The sequence below is a fragment of the Achromobacter sp. GD03932 genome, assembly GCF_029839485.1.
Lineage (GTDB): Bacteria > Pseudomonadota > Gammaproteobacteria > Burkholderiales > Burkholderiaceae_B > Achromobacter > Achromobacter bronchisepticus_A.
On the sequence record NZ_JAOCAT010000004.1, the window covers coordinates 243,207 to 265,236 of the forward strand.

At 68.8% G+C, this 22,030-nt stretch carries 21 protein-coding genes; 13 read left to right on the forward strand and 8 right to left on the reverse strand.

Annotated elements, in window-relative coordinates; translation table 11 throughout:
• Positions 1–13: 13 nt before the first annotated feature.
• Both N5C88_RS05900 and N5C88_RS05905 read right to left on the reverse strand, forming a co-directional pair.
• A complete protein-coding gene (locus N5C88_RS05900; protein ID WP_059379361.1) occupies positions 14–802 on the reverse strand; it encodes an SDR family oxidoreductase in 789 nt (262 codons plus the stop codon).
• A 179-nt stretch (positions 803–981) separates the two neighbouring features.
• Entirely contained in the window at positions 982–1,902 is a 921-nt protein-coding gene (locus tag N5C88_RS05905; protein WP_118933974.1) for a LysR family transcriptional regulator, read from the reverse strand.
• 125 nt (positions 1,903–2,027) lie between these two features.
• Here N5C88_RS05905 and N5C88_RS05910 point away from each other — a divergent pair, with 125 nt between their 5' ends.
• From N5C88_RS05910 to N5C88_RS05920, 3 genes are read left to right on the forward strand one after another with little or no spacing between them, the layout of a single operon-like run.
• Positions 2,028–2,936: an NAD(P)-dependent oxidoreductase gene (locus N5C88_RS05910; protein ID WP_280014961.1), complete on the forward strand. Its 909-nt coding sequence runs from the start codon at positions 2,028–2,030 to the stop codon at positions 2,934–2,936.
• Positions 2,937–2,978: 42 nt separating this feature from the next.
• Complete coding sequence (locus N5C88_RS05915) at positions 2,979–3,944, forward strand: tripartite tricarboxylate transporter substrate binding protein (protein ID WP_280014962.1); 966 nt, start codon at positions 2,979–2,981, stop codon at positions 3,942–3,944.
• A gap of 36 nt (positions 3,945–3,980) precedes the next feature.
• Positions 3,981–4,562, forward strand: a complete 582-nt coding sequence (locus N5C88_RS05920; protein WP_118933977.1) for an amino acid synthesis family protein — start codon at positions 3,981–3,983, stop codon at positions 4,560–4,562.
• Between the two features lie 6 nt (positions 4,563–4,568).
• Here the strand turns inward: N5C88_RS05920 and N5C88_RS05925 are convergent, their stop codons facing one another.
• The gene (locus tag N5C88_RS05925; RefSeq protein ID WP_054459156.1) at positions 4,569–5,258 is read right to left on the reverse strand and encodes an FCD domain-containing protein; all 690 of its coding nucleotides are present in this window, start codon (positions 5,256–5,258) and stop codon (positions 4,569–4,571) included.
• 174 nt (positions 5,259–5,432) lie between these two features.
• On the opposite strand from N5C88_RS05925, the gene N5C88_RS05930 reads away from it, so the two are divergent.
• The 7 genes from N5C88_RS05930 (at position 5,433) to N5C88_RS05960 (ending at position 12,329) form a co-directional block, all read left to right on the forward strand.
• Positions 5,433–7,004 (forward strand): amidase, encoded by a 1,572-nt coding sequence (locus tag N5C88_RS05930; RefSeq protein ID WP_280014963.1) that lies wholly within the window; start codon positions 5,433–5,435, stop codon positions 7,002–7,004.
• Positions 7,005–7,172: 168 nt separating this feature from the next.
• Positions 7,173–8,378, forward strand: a complete 1,206-nt coding sequence (locus tag N5C88_RS05935; RefSeq protein WP_059379355.1) for an ABC transporter substrate-binding protein — start codon at positions 7,173–7,175, stop codon at positions 8,376–8,378.
• Between the two features lie 116 nt (positions 8,379–8,494).
• Positions 8,495–9,385: a branched-chain amino acid ABC transporter permease gene (locus tag N5C88_RS05940; RefSeq protein WP_059379354.1), complete on the forward strand. Its 891-nt coding sequence runs from the start codon at positions 8,495–8,497 to the stop codon at positions 9,383–9,385.
• A 2-nt stretch (positions 9,386–9,387) separates the two neighbouring features.
• The gene (locus N5C88_RS05945) at positions 9,388–10,368 is read left to right on the forward strand and encodes a branched-chain amino acid ABC transporter permease (RefSeq protein WP_251880737.1); all 981 of its coding nucleotides are present in this window, start codon (positions 9,388–9,390) and stop codon (positions 10,366–10,368) included.
• Entirely contained in the window at positions 10,368–11,105 is a 738-nt protein-coding gene (locus N5C88_RS05950) for an ATP-binding cassette domain-containing protein (protein ID WP_280014964.1), read from the forward strand. Before N5C88_RS05945 ends, N5C88_RS05950 begins: the two co-directional genes overlap by 1 nt.
• Positions 11,098–11,832 carry an ABC transporter ATP-binding protein gene (locus N5C88_RS05955; protein ID WP_059379352.1) on the forward strand — a complete coding sequence of 245 codons (735 nt, stop codon included), beginning with the start codon at positions 11,098–11,100 and terminating at the stop codon, positions 11,830–11,832. Before N5C88_RS05950 ends, N5C88_RS05955 begins: the two co-directional genes overlap by 8 nt.
• Positions 11,832–12,329 carry an ureidoglycolate lyase gene (locus N5C88_RS05960; RefSeq protein WP_059379351.1) on the forward strand — a complete coding sequence of 166 codons (498 nt, stop codon included), beginning with the start codon at positions 11,832–11,834 and terminating at the stop codon, positions 12,327–12,329. The genes N5C88_RS05955 and N5C88_RS05960 overlap by 1 nt, the downstream gene beginning before the upstream one ends.
• Before the next feature lies 1 nt (position 12,330).
• On the opposite strand, the gene N5C88_RS05965 is transcribed toward N5C88_RS05960, so the two are convergent.
• The 3 genes from N5C88_RS05965 to N5C88_RS05975 all read right to left on the reverse strand — a co-directional run bounded on the left by N5C88_RS05965 (position 12,331) and on the right by N5C88_RS05975 (position 16,749).
• Positions 12,331–12,960, reverse strand: coding sequence for a class I SAM-dependent methyltransferase (locus N5C88_RS05965; RefSeq protein WP_280014965.1), 630 nt, complete (start codon positions 12,958–12,960; stop codon positions 12,331–12,333).
• Between the two features lie 164 nt (positions 12,961–13,124).
• Positions 13,125–14,981: a phosphoenolpyruvate carboxykinase (GTP) gene (locus N5C88_RS05970; RefSeq protein WP_280014966.1), complete on the reverse strand. Its 1,857-nt coding sequence runs from the start codon at positions 14,979–14,981 to the stop codon at positions 13,125–13,127.
• 145 nt (positions 14,982–15,126) lie between these two features.
• Complete coding sequence (locus tag N5C88_RS05975; protein ID WP_280014967.1) at positions 15,127–16,749, reverse strand: acyl-CoA synthetase; 1,623 nt, start codon at positions 16,747–16,749, stop codon at positions 15,127–15,129.
• Between the two features lie 124 nt (positions 16,750–16,873).
• Here N5C88_RS05975 and N5C88_RS05980 point away from each other — a divergent pair, with 124 nt between their 5' ends.
• Positions 16,874–17,599, forward strand: coding sequence for a TetR/AcrR family transcriptional regulator (locus N5C88_RS05980; RefSeq protein WP_059379347.1), 726 nt, complete (start codon positions 16,874–16,876; stop codon positions 17,597–17,599).
• Here the strand turns inward: N5C88_RS05980 and N5C88_RS05985 are convergent.
• Complete coding sequence (locus N5C88_RS05985) at positions 17,563–18,474, reverse strand: SDR family oxidoreductase (RefSeq protein ID WP_280014968.1); 912 nt, start codon at positions 18,472–18,474, stop codon at positions 17,563–17,565. The genes N5C88_RS05980 and N5C88_RS05985 overlap by 37 nt on opposite strands.
• Before the next feature lie 136 nt (positions 18,475–18,610).
• Between N5C88_RS05985 and N5C88_RS05990 the strand changes: the two genes are divergently transcribed.
• Positions 18,611–19,405, forward strand: coding sequence for an enoyl-CoA hydratase/isomerase family protein (locus N5C88_RS05990; RefSeq protein ID WP_280014969.1), 795 nt, complete (start codon positions 18,611–18,613; stop codon positions 19,403–19,405).
• Here N5C88_RS05990 and N5C88_RS05995 read toward each other — a convergent pair.
• The gene (locus tag N5C88_RS05995; RefSeq protein WP_118934960.1) at positions 19,402–20,280 is read right to left on the reverse strand and encodes a LysR family transcriptional regulator; all 879 of its coding nucleotides are present in this window, start codon (positions 20,278–20,280) and stop codon (positions 19,402–19,404) included. The genes N5C88_RS05990 and N5C88_RS05995 overlap by 4 nt on opposite strands.
• 119 nt (positions 20,281–20,399) lie before the next feature.
• On the opposite strand from N5C88_RS05995, the gene N5C88_RS06000 reads away from it, so the two are divergent.
• Positions 20,400–21,899 carry an MFS transporter gene (locus N5C88_RS06000; protein WP_280014970.1) on the forward strand — a complete coding sequence of 500 codons (1,500 nt, stop codon included), beginning with the start codon at positions 20,400–20,402 and terminating at the stop codon, positions 21,897–21,899.
• Positions 21,900–22,030 lie beyond the last annotated feature (131 nt).

Consider the following 22,030-nt stretch of genomic DNA (forward strand, 5'->3'; position numbering starts at 1 on the left):
CTCCTTTGTATGGCTAGGCGGCCAGGCGCGGAATCGCGGGCTTGGCCTGTTCGGGGCCCATGGCGGAATAGCCGCCGTCCACCGCGTAGTCGGCGCCGGTGACGAAGCTGGCATGGTCTGAAAGCAGGAAGGCAACCACCTCTGCCACTTCGGCCGGATCGCCGGCGCGGCCCAGCAGGTGGTAGTCCGCGGCCACCCGGTCGGTCTTGGCGCGGTCGCCCTGCGTCAGCTCGTCCATCACGCGCGACCAGGTCCAGCCTGGCGACACGGAGTTGACGCGTATGCCGTCGGCGGCATAGTCCATCGCCATGTTGCGGGTGACCTGCAGCAGCGCCGCCTTGGACACCGGATAGAGCCAGCGTCCGGTCTGCGCGACGCGCGAGGAGATGCTGGTGAAATTGACGATGGCCCCGCCGCCGGCGGCAAGCAGATGCGGATGGACCGCGCGCGCGGCCATCACGGCGCTGACCACGTTCACGTCGAGCGCGCGCAGCCAGTCGGCGCGACCCGATGCGGCGCCGTCGTCCAGGTAGGTCGCGGCCAGGTTGACGAGAAAATCGATGCGGCCGAAATGCGCCGCGGCATCGGCCACGCCGCGTTCCAGTTGCGCGTCCTCCGCGATGTCCACCGGCCAGAAGCGCGTGCCGGCCGGATCGGCGGCGGCCACGCGTTCGCCGCCGGCCGCGTCGATATCGAACAGCGCCACGCGCACGCCATAGGCGCGCAGCGCGGCGACCACGCCCGCGCCGATCAGCGTGGCGCCGCCGGTCACGATGGCCACTTTATTGTCCAGACCCTTCATCGCATCACCTCACCGTAGGCTGATTGAGTGAGGCGAATACTGGCGCCGCGCGCCGCGGCCGCGTTAGCCGGATCCGGCCGACGCTATCCGCAAACTGCGTTTATTCGAGGCAAGCTTGCGCCAGGTCCAACAGGCGTGTCCGGAAAATGCGCCGGCTGTCCGTTCCCTGCGGATGCCGGCTAGGCCGCCGGCCGGGCTCGGCCCGGTTTGCGCGAGGTCCGCGCGTGCTCTTTGATCAGGCGCACGAAGCGCTGCACCTGCCGGCCGGGGCGCTCGAAGCGCGAACGCACCAGACTGAGCGACAGCGGGATGGACTCGCGCAGCGGCCGCGTCACCACGCCGGGCCAGCCCTGCTGCCCGACCGAGAACTCATCGACGATGGCCACGCCCGCGCCCACCCGCACCAGGGCGCAGGCCAGCTCGGCGCGCACGATTTCCACGGCCGGATTCCAGCTGACGCCGGCACGCTGGAAGGCCGCGGCCACCAACTGTCCGAACGGAATGTTGCGGTTGTAGAGGATCAGCCGGCACTCGGCCAGCTCGGCCAGGCTGACCGCCCGCCTTGCGGCCAGGGCATGGCCTTGCGGCAGGATGCAAACCATCTCGCCGGTGGCCAGCGGCTCGACCACCAGGTTGGGATGGTCTATCGGCAGCACCGACACGGCCAATTCCGCCTTGCGCCCCAACAGCTCGTGCGCCATGTCGGACAGCAGCGTGGTGTGGAACTTGAGCCTGACGTTGGGATAGAGCTCCATGTACTGCGCGATCACGGGCGGCACGAAGTTCAACGCCAGGCTGGGGCTGGAACACAGGGTCAACGCGCCCTCCGGCCGCTCGGCCAGGTCGCGCGCCAGTTCGTCGATGCGCAGGGCTTCGTCGAACAACGGCCCCACCTCCTGGAACAGACGCTGCGCTTCGGGGGTGGGCGTGAGCTTGCCCTTGTCGCGTTCGAACAGTTGCAGGCCCAGGCTTTGCTCGGTATGGGCGATGAGGCGGCTGACCGCGGGCTGCGACACGAACAGCAGCTTGGCCGCGCCGTTCATGGAACCGGTCAGCATCACCGCCCGGAACGCTTCCATCTGCCTGAGCTTGAATCGCATGGCTGATCCGATAATCGTTTGTTATAACCCCTGGCCAACTTAGCATAAGCGCTGAAATCACGCTTTCATTAGCATCCCAGATGGCTCCTGGCGCGCTTTCCAGGACGATTCGATAAAGGGAATGCATGACTCTCACAGTAGGTTTCGTGGGCTTGGGCATGATGGGCCTGCCCATGCTGGAAAACCTCGCCCGCGGCGAGGAGCGCTACAACATCCTGGCGTATGACCGCGACCCCGCGCGCCTGGAGCGCCTGGCGGACCACCCCGCCTGGAACCAGACGCTCAAACCGGCCGCCGGCCTGCAGGCGCTGGCCGCCTGCGACGTGGTCATCACCATGCTGCCCGACAGCGCCGTCACCAACGCGGTGATCGAAGGCGAACACGGACTGGCGGGCGTAATGCGCCCCGGCTCCGTGCTGCTGGACATGGGTTCGTCCAACCCGGCCGAAACGCTGCGGCTGGCGCCGCTGTTGCGCGCGGCAGGCGTGACGCTCATCGATGCCCCGGTGTCGGGCGCAGTGGCCAAGGCGGCCGCCGGCACCCTGGCCATCATGGTGGGCGCCGATGCCGAGGGCCTGGCGCGCGTGCGCCCGCTGCTCTCGCGCATGGGGGCTTCGCTCATCCACACCGGCGCCGTAGGTTCCGCCCATGCCATGAAGGCGCTGAACAACTACGTCTACGCGGCCGGCCTGCTGGCGGCCAGCGAAGCGCTCCTGATCGCGCAGCGCATGGACCTGGACCTGGAAGTGTTCACCGACGTGCTCAACGCCTCCAGCGGCCGCAACGTCGCCACCGAAACCAAGCTGCGCCAGTTCATCGTGCCCGGCAGCTACAACGGCGGCTTTGCCCTGGCGCTGATGGCCAAGGACCTGCGCACCGCCGATGCGCTGCAGACCCTGGCCGGCGTTCCGGCCTCGCAGCTGTCGCTGTGCACGGCGCTGTGGCAGCGCGCGCTTGCCGACATGCCCGCCGGCGTCGACAACACCGAAATCCACCGCTACCTGCAAGGCCTGGAAGCCCCGGCGCCGGCCTGAAGCGCCGGACGCCAACGATAACGAGATCCACAGGAGACAAGCATGAAACGATCCGCCGCCGCGCTTGCGCTGGCGCTGGTTCTGGGCGCGCCGCTCGCGCCCGCCGGCGCCGCGGGCTATCCCGACCACCCCATCCGCATGGTCGTGCCCTTTCCGCCAGGCAGCATCACCGACGTGGTGGCCCGCAGCCTGGGTAAGGCCATGGCCGACGATTTGGGCCAGCCGGTTGTGGTGGAGAACAAGCCCGGCGCCAACGGCATCATCGGCACCCACGACGTGGCCCGCGCCAAGCCCGACGGCTACACCCTGGTGGTGGTGGGCGTGTCCACGGCGGCCAGCGGCGTGAGCCTGTTCAAGGACCTGCCCTACAACCCCGCCACCGACCTCACGCCCATCGGCGCCGTCGCCGAAACGCCCTATCTGCTGGTGGGTTCGCCACGCATGCCGGGCACCCAGGTATCCGATCTGTTTGCCTACGGCGCCCAGCATCCGGGCAAGCTGACCTATGCCTATGGCTCGGGCAGCGCGCAGGTGTTCGGCGCCAAGCTCGCGGCCATGGGCAAGATCAACGTCACGCCAGTGCCTTATCGCGGCGGTCCGCAGGCGCTCACCGACGTCATCGGCGGCACCGTCGACCTTACCTTCACCGATATGGCCAACGGCCTGCAGCAGGCGCGCGCCGGCAAGGTCAAGACCTACGGCGTCAGCACCCCCGAACGCTTTCCGTTGGCCCCGGACATTCCCACGCTCAACGAAACCGGCGCCGCCGGCTTCGACCTGACCGTGTGGTTCGGCCTGATGGGTCCGGCCGGCCTGCCCGCGCCCGTGGTCGAACGCCTGTCGCAATCGCTGGACAAGGCCCTGGCCAACGGCGAACTCAGGCAGACCTATGAACGCCAGGGCCTGAGCGTCAAGCAGCAGACGCCGGCCGAATTTGGCGGTTTCGTGCGCGCCGAGATCGACAAATGGGCCGCCATCGTCAAGGAAACCGGCATTCCGCCGCAATAGAACGCCCTCTTTCAACCGCTACCAGGAATTCCCCGCATGTCGCTGATCGATATCCGCAAACGCTGCCTCATCGTCGAGACCACTTACCACGAGAACGGCCCGGCGCCCGAACGCCCGCTCAAGCTGGCGGCTTCCTGCGCCGTCATCCGCAATCCCTATGCCGGCCGCTACGAGCCGGACCTGATGCCCTTCATGGCGGAACTGCGCAGCCTGGGTACGCTGCTGGCGACCGAGCTGGTCGAGACGCTGGGCGGCAAGGACCAGATCGAGGTCTACAGCAAGGCCGCCATCGTCGGCCTGGACGGCGAAATGGAGCATGGCGCGGTCTGGCACGAGGCCGGCGGCTGGGCCATGCGCAGCGTGCTGGGCGAACCCCGCGCCATGGTGCCCGCCGTCAAGGCCGTGGCCGTGGCTGGCTACCGCATGATGGTGCCGGTGCACTACATCCACGCTTCGTATGTGCGCAGCCACTTCAACAGCATCGAGATCGGCATTCAGGATGCGCCGCGCGCCAACGAGATCCTGTTCGCCCTGGTCATGGGCACGGGCGGCCGGGTGCATTCGCGGCTGGGCGGACTGACCAAGGAAGCCGTGTCCGTGCACGACGGACAGCGCTAGGGAGACTCAGGCGCCCGGGATCGTCAGCGACAGGCCCGCGCGGTCGGCCACGTTGCAGATATGGGCGCGCATGGCGCGGCGCGCGGCGTCGGCGGAACCGGTAGCCAGCGCGTCGATGATGGCCGCGTGCTCGTAGATCGGCTCGCGCACGCGCGCCGGATCGGCGAACGCGACCTGCCGGCTGCCGTCCACCACTTCGGCGATGTTCTCGGCCAGGTCCAGCAGCATGGGGCTGCCGGCGATCTCGTACAGGCAGGCGTGGAAGGCGCGGTCGCCTTCCGACATGGCCACCAGGTCGCCAGCGTCGGCGGCCTGCTCCATGTGCGTGATGGTGGCGCGCAGGCGGGCCAGCCCCGCCTGGGTGACGACGCCCGCGGCCAGGCCGGCGGCCAGCTCCTCCAGCTGGTTGCGCACCAGATAGACGTCGCGCAATGCATAGCGGCCCTGGAAGCGCCAGCGGCCGTAGGCGCTGCCCAGGCCTTTTTCGCCGGGCCGGGCGATGAACACGCCGCGGCCAGCTTCGCTGCGCAGCAGTCCCAGCCCTTCCAGCATGGTGATGGCCTCGCGCAGCGAGGCGCGGCTCACGCCCAGTTCCTCGGCCAGCTGGCGCTGCCCCGGCAGCTTGCCGGCCTCGGCCCAATCGCGCTGGCGGATGCGGGCCTGCAACTGCTGGGCTATGTGTTCGACGGTGTTCATCGCGGAATTCTCAAGGCAGGGGTGCGCGGCTACCGCCCGGTTTGGCGTTGACAGCCATATACTGCCTGGGCATTATGACATTCAACTGGTCTGACCGGTTAGGATAAAGCCGTACTGCAAAGCGCCCCGGCACGGCCGCGGGCCCCACGCACTCTCTCGTACATAGCGCCGCTCATGACCGACCTCTACGATCGATTTGCCCGCGCCGTCGACGCCATGGCCCGACTGGCTGACTACCCCTATTCCGAACGCCGCCAGGCCTGGCTGGACCGGCTGCGCGTCAATCTGCCCGAACTCACCGTGCTGGACTCGCTGGCGCCGGAAGCCGAGCTGGGCTACCTGGCGCCGCCGCCCGCCGCGCCCGCTGAACGGCTGCCCGCCGCGCAGGCCGGCCGCGGCGTCGCGGTGTCGCGCCACGCCCGCGGCATCGCCGCCATTGCCCGCGAATGCCGCGAGGACCCGGCGCGCGCCGCCGACGCCGCCCGCGCCGCGCTGGCCGCAGCCCGGCAGCAGGCCGGCCTGAATGCCTTCATCAGCCTGTCCGACACCCCGGCGCTGGACGGCGCCGCGGCCGCGGCCGCGCGCAGGCTGCGCGAAGGCGCGGCCATGCCGCTGATGGGCGTGCCGATCGCCGTCAAGGACCTGATGCAGGTCGCAGGCTTTCCCCAGACCAACGGCAGCGGCGGCCTGAAGCCGCCGCCCGCGTTGCACGATGCGCTGGCCGTGGCGCGGCTGCGCGAAGCCGGCGCGCTGGTGGTGGGCACGACCAACCTGCACGAGCTGGCCTACGGCATCACCAGCGAAAACCCGCATTACGGCTGGGTCGGCAATCCGCGCGGGGCGGGCTATACCGCGGGCGGCTCCAGCGGCGGCTCGGCCGCGGCGGTGGCCGCCGGCATCGTCCGCGTGGCCATCGGCACCGACACCGCAGGGTCCATCCGCATCCCCGCCGCCTGCTGCGGCGTGGTCGGCTTCAAACCCACCTTCGACGCCATTTCGCGCGAGGGCGCGCAGGCGCTGGGCGCCAGCCTGGACCACCTGGGTCCCATAGCCGCCAGCGTGGCGGATGCCGCCCTGGCCTATTCGATCATGTCGGGCCAGGCCGAACGCACCGTCAGCGCCGGCGCGCTGACGGGCCTGCGCGTGGGCGTGCCGCGCAATTACTTCTACGACCCGCTGGCCGAGGACGTGGCGCAGGCAGTCGACCATGCGCTGGCGCGGATGCAGGCCGATGGCGCCACGCTGGTGCCGCTGGACCTGCCCGGCGTCGAGCACAGCGCGGCGCTGCAATTCGCCACCCTGTGCAGCGAAGCCACCGACATCCACTGGCGCCGGCTGGTCGACCAGCCCGAGACGCTGGGCGACGACGTGCGCGTGCGCCTGGAGATCGGCCAGTTCTTCCCTGCCACCTGGTACACGCGGGCGCAGCGCGGCCGCGCCGCGCTGGCGCGCATGTTCGACCAGGCGATGCAGTCGGTGGACGTGCTGGTCACCCCCACGCTGCGCATCGAGCCGCCGCGCTCCGGCGCCGGCGCGGTCACCATCGGGGGCCGCGAAGTGCCGCTGCACACCGCCGTCACGGGCCTCACCATGCCCTTCAACCTGACCGGCATGCCAGCGTTGACGCTGCCCTGCGGCAGCGGCCGCAACGGCTTGCCGCTGGGCTTGCAGATCGCCGGTGCGCGCGGCGCCGATTGGCGCGTGCTGAACACCGCCGCCCGCGTGGAAAGCCTGCTGGCGGCCTGACGCCGCCGCCAGGGCCGGCGCCATCGCCGGCCCCGGTCTCCATGCTGGTAAGCCCTAACTGGTCAGACCGGTACTACAAGATTACAAACAAGCAGAGTTCCCGCCCGCCGACGCCTCGCCCGCGCGAGCGACGGCATCGCCGTTGATCCTTTCCAAAAGGAAACCACGATGAAACTGCTCCGCTTAGCCGCAGCCGTATCCGCGGTCGTACTTGCCTCTGCCGCCCACGGCGCCGATCCTGTCGTCATCGGCGTGAGCATCGCGCAGTCCCCGCCCGGCTCGGTGGTGCAAGGCACCCAGGTGAAGGACGGCGTGGAAATCATCGCCAAGATGATCAACGACAAGGGCGGCGTGCTGGGCCGGCCGCTGAAGATCGTCTACGAAGACAACCAGGGCATTCCGGAAAAAGGCCGCGCGGCGGCCGAGAAACTGATCTCGCGCGACAAGGTCGTGGCCGTGACGGGCGGCCACCAAAGCTCGGTCTGCCTGGCCGAAATCGAAGTCGCGCACCGCTACAAGGTGCCCTACGTCAACACCAATTGCTGGTCCGACGACGTGCGCGCCAAGGGCTATCCGGAAGTCTTCAATCCGGCCAACTACAACACCCGCGTCTCCAGCGCCATGGCCGACACCATCGCGGCGCTGAAGGTCAAGAACGTGATCGCCTTCGCCGAGAACACCGACTACGGTATCGGCCAGGCCAAGCTGCTGGGCGAGTTCCTCAAGAAGGCCGCGCCGCAGACCCAGTACAAGTACGTGGCGCTGGACCGCGCCGGCAAGGACTTCACGCCGGCCGTGCTGCCGTTGCGCGCAAGCCCGCCGGACCTGGTGGTCAACATCATGCTGCCGCCGGCCGCCTACATCCTGATGAACCAGCTCTACGAACAAGGCGTGGCGCCCAGCGCCAAGACCTGGTTCTACGACGGCGCCGGCATCGCCGACTATCCGGACTTCTGGAAGAACGTGAAGGAAGCCGGCAAGTACATGCTGGCCTTCGGCCTTTACCACCCGCAGATGCCCATGCCGCAGATGGGCCTGGACGTGGCCGCCACTTACCAGAAGCAGGCCAAGACCGAACCCAACCGCCTGATCTTCCAGGCCGCGGACTCGGTGCTCCTGATCGCCCGCGCCATCGAAGAGGCCAAGTCCACCGACAGCGCCGCCATCATCAAGGCGCTGCAAGGCATGCAGTTCGAAGGCGTGCGCGGCAAGTTCGGGTTCTCGCAGCAGCCCGGCTACACCTACCAGCAGTGGGTCGACATTCCCTACGTCACCTATCAGCTGACCGAGGTGGACCAGCCACTGAGCAAGACCACGCTGATCCAGGCCACCGGCCAGCCGCTGCAGGTCGACAAGCTGGTCAAACCGAAATAGTGGCGCCCCCACGCGGCGTCTTCGGCTTGCTGCCCCGACAGCAAGAAGGCTGGATCGCCTCCACGCCGTGACCGCAACACGCGCCGGGGCCGCGCCCCGGCGCCAGGGAGAATCGAGTGCTGGCATTGGACCTGTTCGTCAACGGCCTGATCATCGGCCTGTACTACGCGCTGATGGCGGTCGGCCTGACCATGATCTTCGGCATCCTGAAGGTCGTGAACTTCGCCCATGGCGAGTTCTACATGATAGGCGCCTACACCTACACCCTGGTGTCGCTGGCCCTGGGCGTACCCCCCTGGCTGGCGCTGCCGGTCGCGGCCGCCGCTGGCGCGCTGCTGGGCTGGGCCACGGAACGCTGGCTGATGCGTCCGCTGTATGCGGGCTACGGCTCCTGGGGGCTGATGAAGGACGAGTACGCGGTGGTCGTTACCTTCGGCCTGTCGCTGCTGCTGATCAACCTGGTGGACAAGGTCGTGGGCCCCTACCCCATGCGCGGCCCGGCGCTGTCCGACGTGACGCGCATGGCGATCGGCCCCTTCATGATGAGCGGCCAGAAGCTGATCACCGCGGGCCTGTCCATCGTGCTGCTGATCGGACTGGCGCTCTTCATCAAGCGCTCTCTGTGGGGCCGGCAGGTGCAGGCGGTGGCGCAGAACCGGCTGGGCGCCTCTATCGCCGGCATCGACACGGCGCGCGCCAGCAGCATCATCTTCATGGCCTCCGGCGTGCTGGCGGCGCTGGCCGGCGCGCTGCTGGCGCCGGTCATCAACCCGGCGCCGGACGTGGGCGCGTTTCCGGCGATCAAGTCCTATGTGATCGTGGTCATAGGCGGCATGGGCTCGATTCCCGGCAGCATCGTCGCGGCGCTGGCGCTGGGGGTGCTGGAGAGCTTCGGCGCGGTCTACCTGTCCTATGACTACCGCGACACCTTCGGCCTGGCCTTGCTGATCCTGATCCTGCTGTTCCGGCCCAAGGGCCTGTTCGGCGAGCGCGCGCGGGAGGTCTGAACATGGATCCGCTGACCCATCCCAATCTGCTGCGCAACAAGCTGACCCAGGAAATGCGGCTGTCGCTGGCGTTCCTGGCCGTGCTGGCGCTGCTGCCGCTGGGCGTGTCCTCGCCGTACTGGCTGGGCGTGCTGATCGTCAGCATGTACTTCGCCATGCTGGCCTGCGGCTGGAACCTGCTGGCGGGCTATGCCGGCCAGTTCTCGCTGGCGCCGGCCGCCTTCGCCATGCTGGGCGGCTACACCACTGGTCTCCTGGCCTATCACTGGCAGGTGCCGCTGTGGCTGGGCCTGCCGTTGTCCGCGGTGGTGCCCGGACTGGTCGGCTTGGTGCTGGGCCGCATCGTGCTGCGTCTGTCCGGGCCCTACCTGGCGCTGACCACGCTGTCCTTCGCCGAGATCGTGCGCCTGGTGATCTACAACTCCATCGACTTCACGCGGGGCGACCAGGGTCTGCACGTGCCGGCGCTGCTGGAGAGCCGCGTGGGCAACTACTACCTGTTCCTGGCCGCGCTGGCGGCGGTGACGCTGCTGATCTTCCTGCTGCTGCGGGCGCGCCCGGGGCGCTTCCTGCAGGCCATCCGCGACGACGAGATCGGCGCGGCCAGCCGCGGCATCGACGTGGTGCGCTACAAGACGCTGGCCTTCCTGGTCAGCTGCGCCATCTGCGGCTTCGCCGGCGGCCTGTACGGCACCTTCGCGCAGCTGGTCAGTCCGGAACTCGGCATCGTGACGCAGACGGGCATGGTGATTGCCATGGTGGTGATCGGCGGCATGGGCACGCTGGTCGGGCCGCTCCTGGGCGCGGTGCTGGTGTACGTCGCGTCGGAACTGCTGCGCGACGCGGGCAACATCCAGATGATCGTATTCGCGCTGCTGGTCATCATCTTCGCGCGCTTCTTCCGCGAAGGGCTGTGGGGCCTGGCGCGCCGCGCCTTCCTGCGCCGATCCAGCGACGCCCGCGCCAGCGCCAGGGGGGCCTGATGCCACTGCTGCAGATATCCGGAATACAAAAACGCTTCGGCGGCCTGCTGGCCGTGAACGGCGCGGGCATGGACGTCGCCGACGGCGAGCTGCTGGGACTGATCGGCCCCAACGGCTCCGGCAAGACCACCCTGCTCAATGTGCTGTCCGGCCACCTGGCGGCGGACGCGGGACAGGTGCTGCTGGACGGCCGCAGCGTGATGGGCCTGAATCCCACGCGGCTGACGCGGCTGGGCGTGCTGCGCATGTTCCAGATGACCCGCGTCTTCAACCGGGTCAGCGCCTATGACAACCTGATCGTGTGCGGGCTGGCCATGGGCCTGGACGAAACGGCCGCAAGCCGCCGCGCGCTGGATCTTCTGGACGAGCTCAAGCTGGCCCACGTCATGCACCTGGACGCCGGACAGTTATCGGGCGGACAGAAGAAGCTGTTGGAGTTCGGCGCCTGCTTCATGGCGCAGCCGCGCATCGCGCTGCTGGACGAGCCCTTCGCCGCGGTGCATCCGGTCATGAAGGAAACCATGTCGGAATTCATCCGCCGCCGCAACCAGAGCGGCCAGACCTTCATCCTGGTCAGCCACGACATGCCGGTGGTGGTGGACTTGTGCCCGCGCTCGGTGTGCATGAACGCCGGCCGCGTGCTGGCCGACGGCCCCACGCAGCAGGTGCTGCGCGAACCCGCGGTGATCGAAGCCTATCTGGGCGAACCGGGACAAGAGGAGCAGAACCATGCCTGACACGCTGCTCGCCATGGAAGGCGTGACCGCGGGCTACATGGGCGACATCGACGTGCTGCGCAACGTCTCGCTCACGGTGCAGGCCGGCCGCATCAGCGGCCTGATCGGCCTGAACGGCGCGGGCAAGTCCACGCTGATGAAAGCCATCTGCGGCTTCCTGCGGCCCAAGTCCGGCCGCGTCACGCGCGCCGGGCGCGACATCTCGGGCCAGCCGCCGCACCGCATGATCGACGACGGCCTCTGGTACATCCCGCAGGAGTCCAGCCTGTTCCCCTACCTGACGGTGGAAGAGAACCTGCGCCTGCCGCTGGAAGGCCGGCGCAAGCGCTACGGCGACGTGCTGGAGCCGCGCTTCAAGGAAACGCTGGAGCGCTTTCCGGTGCTGAAGGAAAAGCTCAAGGACCAGGCCGGCAACCTGTCCGGCGGCCAGCAGAAATCGCTGGAATTCGCCAAGGCCTACATGGTGCAGCCGCAAGTCTGCCTGATCGACGAGCCCAGCATCGGCCTGGCGCCGCGCGTCGCGGCCGAAGTCTTCCAATGGATCCGCGCCTTCGCCGACGCCGGCATGGGCATCCTGCTGGTGGACCACAACGTGCGCCGGGTGGTGGCCATGTCCAACCACATCTACGTGCTGAGCCTGGGCGAGATCACCGCCTCGGGTTCGCCGGAGGACTTCGCCGGCGACCTGCACGAGCAGGTGCGCGAATGGCTGGGGATCAATTTCTGATGGCTGCCCGCACCCTGATCGCCCAGCCCCTGACACCCGAGACCTTCGCTCCCTATGGCGAGGTCGTCAGCAGCGCCGGCCGCGCCGGCCGTTCCATCAACGCCGGCACCTCGCTGCGAGTGGAAATGGGCGAACCCGATCTGCTGGACGCGGAAGGCCGGCCTTCGCTATCGGTTTTCCGTGCGCAGGCGATCGCCCTGCCCTTTGCCGCGCGCATGCTGGAACGCCACAGGCTGGGCAGCCAGACCTTCCTGCCGCTGGCAGGCACGCCTTATGTGGTGTTGGTGGCACTGGGCGCGGAGGCGCCGGACCTGGCCACGCTGCGCGCCTTCATGGCGGGCGCTGGCGTGGGCATCACGCTGCGCAGGGATGTCTGGCACCACCCGCTGATGGCGCTGGCGGACGGCGAATTCGCCGTGCTGGAGCGCGCAGGCCCCACGGTGGATTGCGAAGTGATCGATCTGCCGGATGCGCCCTGGACCATCCAGGCCGCCTGAACTACACCGTACGCCGCCAGACGCTGGCCAGCCAGGGCTGTTGCTCGCGCGGCAGGCCCTGCGGCCGGTAGTAGTGTTCCAGCGCCTCGAAGCCGGCCGCCGTCAGCAGCGCGCTCCAGCCTTCCAGGTCATGGTAGGCGCCGTAGCGCCCGCGGTTCCAGCCTTCCTGGTTGCCGCCGCGCGGGTTGGAGCTGAACAGCACGCCGCGCGGCTTGAGCGCGCCATGCAAGGCTCGCAGCACCTGCGGCAGTTCCTGGCCAGGCACGTGGAACAAGGCGGCGTTGGCAAAGATGCCGTCGAAGCGCTCTGGCGGCAACGCCAGGCGCAGGAAGTCCTGCTGCCAGACCTCGCAGCCAGTGGCCTGCCGCGCCACCTCGACAAAGCGCGGCGTCCCGTCCAGGCCGACCGGCCGGTGGCCCAGGGCCGCGAACGTTTTCAGGTCGCGGCCCGGCCCGCAGCCGAAATCCAGGATGTCGTAGGGAGGATCGCCTTCGATGTGGCGCAGAAGCGCCGCAATGTTCTGGCTGACGTCATGGTCGCGCGTGCCGGCCTCGAACGATTCCGCGTTCTCTTGGTAGTGCGCGACGGTCAGGGAGCTGATCTTGGCGAGGTCTTCGGCGTCGAGTTTCATGGGGTGATTGTGCCGCAAAAAACCGCATGCGGCCGTCGCCGGAAGTCGGCTCCGTCCGGCTGTCTGGCAACCGGGCGGATCCGTCAACCTGCGCAAGCTTCCCATGGAGTGTCAGACGCCGGCAGTGCGCCAGCGTCGGACACCCTCTCGACGCCCTGCCGGCCTCAGGCCGCCAGGCGGCCTTCGATGCTGGCCTTGGTGGCCGGCAGGTCTGCGGGCAGGCCCTGCTTGAGCTGGGCGAAGAGCTCCTGGTGCAATGCCAGTTCGTCGCGCCAGGCGGCGGCGTCGACCGACATGACCTGTTCGAACTTGTCCGGGCTGAACTCCAGGCCGGTCCAGTCGATGTCCTGGTAGCTCGGCGAAATGCCGAACACCTGGTCCACGCCCTTGGACTGGCCGTCGATGCGGCCCAGCATCCAGCGCAGCACGCGCATGTTGTCGCCGAACCCCGGCCAGACGAACTTGCCGTCCGGACCCTTGCGGAACCAGTTGACGCAGTAGATGCGCGGCAAGGTGGCTCCGGCGGCTTCCAGCTGCTTGCCCAGCTTCAGCCAGTGGCTGAAGTAGTCGCTCATGTTGTAGCCGCAGAACGGCAGCATGGCGAAGGGATCGCGGCGCACCACGCCCTGCTGGCCGGCAGCGGCGGCGGTGGTTTCCGAGCCCATGGTGGCGGCCATGTAGACGCCTTCGACCCAGTTGCGGGCTTCGGTGACCAGCGGCACGGTGGTGGAGCGGCGGCCGCCGAAGATGAAGGCGTCGATGACCACGCCTTCGGGGTTTTCCCATTCGGGGTCGATGGACGGGCATTGCGCGGCCGGCGCGGTGAAGCGCGCGTTCGGGTGCGCGGCCTTGCGGCCGGTTTCGCGCCCGATGGCGGGCGTCCAGTCCTGGCCCTGCCAGTCGATCAGGTGCGCCGGCGGTTCGTCCGTCATGCCTTCCCACCAGACGTCGCCGTCATCGGTGAGCGCCACGTTGGTAAAGATGACGTTGGCCTTGAGCGTGGCCATGGCGTTGAAGTTGGTCTGCTCGCTGGTGCCCGGGGCCACGCCGAAGTAGCCGGCTTCCGGGTTGATGGCGTGCAGGCGGCCGTCCTTGCCGGGCTTGATCCAGGCGATGTCGTCGCCGATGGTGGTGACCTTCCAGCCGTCCATGCCTTGCGGCGGGATCAGCATGGCGAAGTTGGTCTTGCCGCAGGCCGACGGGAACGCGGCTGCCACGTGATACTTGCGGCCCTTGGGCGAGGTCACGCCCAGGATCAGCATGTGTTCGGCCAGCCAGCCCTGGTCGCGGCCCATGGTGGAGGCGATGCGCAGCGCGAAGCACTTCTTGCCCAGCAGCGCGTTGCCGCCGTAGCCCGAGCCGAAGCTCCAGATTTCGCGGGTCTTGGGGAAATGGACGATGTACTTGGTCGGGTTGCACGGCCAGGCCACGTCGGCCTCGCCTGCGGCCAGCGGTTTGCCCACCGAATGCACACAGGGCACGAAGTCGCCGTCGGCGCCCAGCACGTCATAAACCTGCTTGCCCATGCGCGTCATGATGCGCATGTTCACGGCCACGTAGGGGCTGTCGGACAATTCCACGCCGATGTGGGCGATGTCCGAACCCAGCGGACCCATCGAGAACGGCACGACATACAGCGTGCGGCCGCGCATGGCGCCGTCGAACAGGCCGTTGAGCGTCTCGCGCATGGCGGCGGGCTCGGCCCAGTTGTTGGTCGGGCCGGCGTCCTCGGCGCGATCGGAGCAAATGAAGGTGCGGTCCTCCACGCGGGCGACGTCGGAAGGATCCGAGCACGCCAGGAAGGAATTAGGCCGCTTGGCGGGGTTCAGCCTGCGCATCGTGCCCGCCTGGACCATCTGTTCGCACAGCCGGTCATATTCTTCCTGGGAACCGTCGCACCAGACGACCTGGTCCGGCTTGGCCAGCGCCACAAAGCTGGCGACCCAGTCGATCAGGCCGCGGTGCTTCACATAGGCAGGCACGTTCAAGGCTGCCAATCCCCCATCCAAAGGCTTATTCATCGGGGTTTATCTCCATACTAGTAAGGCTAATGGTGATACGGCCCCAATTGGCATGGGGCCGTATCAATTTGCGCCATCATACTTGCAGCGGCTGGTTGCCCGTCAACCCATCCTCTTGGACGACATTGTCACCGGTTGAGACGGGTCAGGCGTAGCGGCCGTCGCGCAGCTCGCGGCGGATGATCTTGCCGGTGGCGGTCGTCGGCAAACTGGTTACAAAGCGGATCGCGCGCGGATACTCGTGGGCCGCCAGGCGCTTGCGCACGTGGGCCTGCAGCTCCTGCACCAGCGCGTCGCTGCCGTCGTAGCCTGCGTTCAGCACCACATAGGCCATCACGATCTCGGTGCGCTGGGCGTCTGGCACACCCACCACCGCGGCCATGCGCACGGCCGGATGGCCGATCAGGCAGTCCTCGATGGGTCCCGGGCCGATGCGGTAGCCGGCGCTGGTGATGACGTCGTCGTTGCGGCCGACGAAGCGGATGAAACCCTGCGCATCGCGCACGCCCTGGTCGCCGGTCAGCAGGTAGTCGCCCGCGAATTTTTCGGCGGTGGCCTCGGGGTTGTTCCAGTAGCCCAGGAACATGACGGGGTCCGGCCGCAATACGCCGATATTCCCCTCCTGTCCATCCGCCACTTCGACACCACGGTCATCCACAATAGCAACCCGGTGGCCCGGCGCCGCGCGGCCGATGGCGCCAATGCAGGGGTCGAACAGGGACGAGCAGGACGACACCAGCATGTTGCATTCGGTCTGGCCGTAGAACTCGTTGATGGTCACGCCCAGCACGCGCCGGCCCCAGTCTATGAGTTCGGCCCCCAGCGACTCGCCGCCGCTGGCCACCGAGCGCAGCGCCAGCGCGCCGGCGCCGGCCGGCAGCTCGGCGCCGCGCATCATCTTGAGTGCGGTGGGCGGCAGGAAGGTGTGGGTCACGCCATGGCGCGCCATCAGCTCGAAGGCGCTGGCGCCGTCGAACTTCTCGAAGCGGCGCGCCAGCACCGGCACGCCGTGGTGCCAGGACGGCAACAGCACGTCCAGCAGGCCGCCGATCCAGGCCCAGTCGGCCGGCGTCCACATCAGCGCGGCATTCTCCGGGAAGAATTCGTGCGACATCTCCACGCCCGGCAGATGGCCCAGCAGCACCCGGTGCGCGTGCAGCGCGCCCTTGGGCTTGCCGGTGGTGCCCGACGTATAGATGATGACGGCCGGGTCGTCGGCCGCCGTCGCCACCGGGGTGTAGTCGTCGGATTCGGCGGCCAGCGCAGCGTGGAAAGGCACGGCGTCGTCCGGGCAGTCCGGGTCGATGCAATAGACCACCTTCAGGTCGGGCAGCCCGGCGCGGATCTCGCGCAGCTTGCGGCAGCCTTCCGCGTCGGTCACCAATGCGGCCGCGCCGCTGTTGGCCAGGCGGTACTGGATCGCGTCCACGCCGAACAGCGTGAACAACGGCACCGCCACCGCGCCCATCTTGTAGACCGCGATATGGGTCACCGCCGTTTCGGGCGCCTGCGGCAGGTAAACGGCGACGCGGTCGCCGCGCTTGACGCCGTGGCGCTCCAGGCTGTGCGCCAGGCGGTTGGACTGGGCCCTGATCTGATCGAAGGTGTAGCGCGATTGCGCGCCGTCGCTCTGCTCGTAGATCAGCGCCAGCCGGCCGCTGCCGTCGGCCCACTTGTCGCAGGCGTCGACGCCGATGTTGTAGGCCGCCGGCACCTGCCATTGGAACTGGGACGCGAGCTGCGCGTAGGAATCGGCTCTGGACAGCATGGTTTGTCTCTGATGTTGTTGTCGAACGCGCCGGCGCCCGGCGCCAGCGATGTAACGTCTTGCCTCAAACTTGACCCTGGCTCAATAATAAGCCCCCGCCCCTCCCCAGCCCACTCCCCGCCGCATGGAAAAAGCCGCCACCGTCCCGATGCGCCGCCCGCCGGCCAGCGCCAAATCCGAACAGCGCATCCGCGACATCCTGCGCGTCGCCCGCCAGGTCTTTTCCGAAGCCGGCTTCCAGGCGGCCACCACCACCGAAATCGCGCAGCGCCTGGGCGTGTCCGAAGCCACCGTGTTCACTTACTTCGGCGGCAAGCGCGAACTGTGCGTGCGGGTGATCAGCGACTGGTACGACGAGATCATCGCCAAGGTCGAGGACAGCCTGCCCCACGTGCACGGCGCGCGGGCCCGGCTGCATTACCTGGTGCATGCGCACCTGCGCCATCTGCTGGCCGAAGGCACCGGGCTGTGCGCCTTCATCCTGTCCGAAGGGCGCGCGCGCAACGACGATTTCGGCGAGGTCTACGCGGAACTGCAACGCCGCTACACCGCGCCGCTGATGGGCATCCTGGCCCAGGGCCAGGCCGACGGCGATATCCGCCGCGACATGCCGCTGCGGCTCTTGCGCTCGGCCGTCTACGGGCCGATGGAGCACGTGCTGTGGGACGCCATCCTGCGCGGCGCGCGGGTGAACGTGGCCGCCACCGCCGACCAGCTGGTCGGCTTTCTGTGGCAGGCGCTGCAACCGCCCGCGCAGGACGCGCTGGCGCTCGCGCAATTCCGCGGCGAAGTACGGGACGCCCTGCATCGGCTTCAATCGTCGGAAAACAAGGACGGCGGCTCGTACTGAGGAAAGCCGTTGTAGGCCTCGCCCCGCTCGGCGGGCGCCAGGGTCCATGAATGGCGGGCGTTGGGCACGCCGCCATCCACCCGGATGACGCTGCCGTTGATGAAGGCGGCGGCCGGCGACAGCAGGAACACCACCGCCGCCGCCAGCTCGGCCTCGGTGCCGAAGCGCTGCAGCGGCACCTTGGTGCGCAATTCGCGCAGCACGGCGCGGTAGTCCTCGTCGTAGCTGTCCATGCCGCTGGAAGCGATCCAGCCCGGCGCCACCGCGTTGACGCGCACGCCCGCATGGCCCCATTCGCAGGCCGCGGTTTCGGTCAGGTTCCAGACGCCGGCGCGGGCCGCGCCCGAATGCCCCATGCCCGGCATGCCGCCCCAGATGTCAGCCAGCATGTTGACGATGGCGCCGCCATGCTGGCGCATGTGCTGGGTATAGACCTCGCGCGACATCAGGAAGGTGCCGTGCAGATTGTTCTGCACCACCGCGTTCCAGCCGTTGTAGCTGATGCGGTCCAGCGGCGCGGGGAACTGGCCGCCCGCGCAATTGAACAAGCCGTCGATGGCGCCATGCCGCCCCAGCGCATCGGAAACCGCGCCGCGCACGCCGGCCTCGTCGCGAATGTCGCAGGCGTGCATGCTGATGCGGCTGGCGGCCTCCGGATAGATGCGGGAGATTTCGTCCTGCGCCGCCTGCAGCTTGTCCAGCTTGCGCCCCACCAGCGCCAGGCCTGCGCCCAGCGACGCCAGCTCGTGCGCGGTGCAGCGGCCCAGGCCGCTGCCGCCCCCGGTCACGACGATGGTCTTGCCTTGATACAGGCCCGGCCGGAATACCGACGCGTAGCGCTGGCCGGCGGCCGCGCCGCCTGCGTTCTGGCTCATGTCTCGCTCCATTATTTTTTTGAGGATAACTCAATATTTGTTCCGATTCGATGGCCGGAACAGAAATTTCAACCTAGAATCGATCGTTAGTCCCGTTGCTTTGTTGAGCTTGAATCAAGAAAACTGGAGACCAGGAATGACCACGCCCGCCCCGCTGGACGTCGCCCACGACGGCCCCATCGCCCGCCTGACGCTGAACCGCCCCGACATGCGCAACGCGTTCGACGACACGCTGATCGCCGCCCTGACCGGCGCCGTGCAGGCTGCGGTGGACGATCCCGCCGTGCGCGTGCTGCTGCTGACCGGCGCGGGCAAGGCCTTCTGCGCCGGCGGCGACCTGAACTGGATGCGCAAAATGGCCACGCTGACCGACGCCGAGAACCGCGCCGACGCGGCCAAGCTGGCCCGCATGCTGCACGCGATCTGGTCCTGCCCCAAGCCCGTGGTGGCCTGCGTCAACGGCGACGCCTATGCCGGCGGCATGGGCCTGGTGTCGGCCTGCGACATCGCCATCGCCGCGGACAGCGCGCATTTCTGCCTGTCGGAAACCCGGCTGGGGCTGCTGCCCGCCACCATCAGCCCCTACGTGCTGCGCGCCATGGGCGAGCGCGCGGCCAACCGGTACTTCCTGACCGCCGAGCGCTTCGACGCCGCGACCGCGTTCCGGCTGGGATTGGTGCACGATATCGCGCCCCTGGCCGAGCTGGCGCAGCGCGCCGAGGCGCTGTGCCACGCCCTGTGCGACAACGGCCCCGGCGCGGTGCAGGCCAGCAAGCGGCTGGTGCGCGATTTCGCCGGCCAGGAGATCGACGCCGCCCTCATCGCCGACACGGTGGAGCGCATCGCGGCCGTGCGCAGCACGGCCGAAGCCCGCGAAGGGGTCAGCGCCTTCCTGGAAAAGCGCGAGCCCGCCTGGCGCGCAAAGCGCTAGGCGCCCAGCCGCTCGGCCAGGAAATCCACGAAGGCCCGCAGCTTGGGCAGCGGGTGCCTGCTGTCCGGCCACAGCACGGAAAAGCGGCCACCGGCATCGAGACAGTCGTCCAGCACGGTGGCAAGACGGCCTTCGTCCAAGGCCGCCCGCAGCGCAAAATCGGGCAGATAGGCCAGGCCCAGCCCAGCTTGGGCCGCGCCGATCAACGCCTCCACGCTGTTGAAGCTCAGCGCCGCCGGCGCGGGTGCGACAGGGCCGTCGCGGAACTGCCATGGCTGCACCTGGCCCGTGCCCGGATAGCGATAGGCCAGCCTGGCATGTCCGTCCAAGTCGCCCGGCGCTCGCGGCGTGCCACGGGCGGCCAGATAGGCGGGCGCGCCCGCCACCACGAAGCGGTAAGGCCGCAGCGGCCGCGCCCTCAAGCGCGAATCCGCAAAGTCGCCGCTGCGTATCACCGCGTCCAGCCCCTCGCCGATGACATCGACGATGCGGTCGTTGAAATCCAGTTCCAGCTCGATCTCGGGATAGCGGCGGGTGAACTCGGGCAGCAATGGCAGCAGCAGGCGGTAGCCGATGGCCGGCACGCTGACCCGCAGCCGGCCGCGCGGCGCCTCGCGGCCCCGCGTCACCTCGGCTTCCGCTTCATCCAGTTCGTTCACGATGCGCAGGCAGCGCTCCAGGTAGAGCGCGCCCTCTTCGGTAAGGCTGATGCGCCGCGTGCTGCGGTTGAGCAGGCGCACGCCCAGCCTGTCCTCCAGCCGCGCCACGCTCTTGCCCACGGCCGAGGCCGACAGGCCCAGATGCTCCGCGGCCGCGACATAGCTGCCGCGCTGTGCGGCGTGGACGAAGGCGTGTATTCCGTTCAGGCTGTCCATTTCCGCCCCATTAAGGATTATTTATCCGCTCAGACAGGATATCGGCGGTGTTTTTGTTTCATTGACGCAATTTTATCCTTCATCGACGCCTATCCCGGCTATTCCAACCTGATTCGTCGATGCCTTCTTCTTCCTCAGTTCCTGTCTCCCCGGGCTGGACCGTGCTTGCCGTCTGCACGGCCGCCCTCATCCTGCCCTTGAGCTTTTCCGGCGGCGCCGTCGCCACGCCCGCCATCGGCCGCGACCTGGGCGGCGGCGCCCAGGCGCTCGGCTGGATCACCAACGCCTTCATGCTGAGCTTCGGCAGCCTGCTGATGGCGGCGGGCACGCTGGCCGATGCCTATGGCCGCAAGCGCCTGTTCGTGTCCGGCGTGGCCTTGTTCGCGCTGGTATCGGTTGCGCTGGCGCTCGCGCCCACGGTGGCCTGGCTGGACGGCCTGCGCGCGCTGCAAGGCGCGGGCGCCGCCGCGGCCCTGGCCGGCGGCTCGGCGTCCCTGGCCCACGCCTGCCCGGGCCCGGCGCGCACCCGTGCATTCGGCCTGCTCGGCGCCAGTTTCGGCGCGGGCCTGGCGCTGGGGCCGATGCTGGCCGGCCTGCTGATCGACAGCCTGGGGTGGCGCTCGGTCTTTCTGTCGAGCGCCGCGGTCGGCGCGCTGGCGCTGGCCGTCGCCCTGCCCCGGATGCAGGAATCGCGGGACCCGCAAGCGGGCCCGCTGGACTGGGCCGGCAGCCTGACCTTCACCTGCGCGTTGGCGCTCTTGACCTGGGGCATCCTGGAAACGCCCGCCGCGCGCGACGCGTCGGCGCTCGCCTGGAAGCTGCTGGCGGCGGCGGCGCTGTGCCTGCTGGCCTTCGTGGCAATCGAGCGGCGCGTGCGCCGGCCGATGCTGGACCTGGCGCTGTTGCGCTATCCGCGCTTTGTCGGCGTGCAGATGCTGCCCGTGGCCACCTGCTATTGCTATGTGGTGCTGCTGGTGCTGCTGCCGATCCGCTTCATCGGCATCGAGGGGCGCGGCGAAGCCGGCGCGGGACTGGCGATGGCGGCCCTGTCCGCGCCGCTGCTCTTCATGCCGGCGGCCGCCGTCTGGACCACGCGCTGGATGAGCGCGGGCCGTAGCTGCGCGCTGGGCCTGCTTGCCGCTGCCCTGGGCCTGTATTGGCTCAGCCGCATCGGCGTCGCACAGCCGGCCCAGGCCGCGCTCTGGCCGATGCTGCTGATCGGCGCGGGCACCGGCCTGCCCTGGGGCCTGATGGACGGCCTCTCGATGAGCGTCGCGCCGCCCGAGCGCGCGGGCATGGCCGCCGGCATCTTCAGCACCACCCGCGTGGCCGGAGAAGGCATCGCGCTGGCCAGCGTCAACGCCTTGCTGACCTTGTTGGTCGCCCATCGGCTCGGCGCGGATCCAGGCGCCGCCGCGCAATACCTCGCGGCCGGCGACATGGCGCAGGCCCTGGCCCACCTGCCCGGCGCGGGTCCGGCGCTGCTGCGCCAGGCTTATGACGAGGCCTTCCGCCAACTGCTGCACGCGCTGATCGCGATCACCCTGGCCTGCGCCGCCGTGGTGGCGCTGTTCCTGGATGCGCCGCGCAGCCAGACGCTGCAGGCACGCATGCCATAATTCCTGGCGCAATTTCAGGAAGTCTCATGCCACACGCTTTTCCCCCCCTGAACGCCGAGCGCCTCTGGGCCCGCGTCGAAACCCTTTCCCGCTACACCCTGCCCGAGGTCCCCTGGACCCGCCGCGCGTTC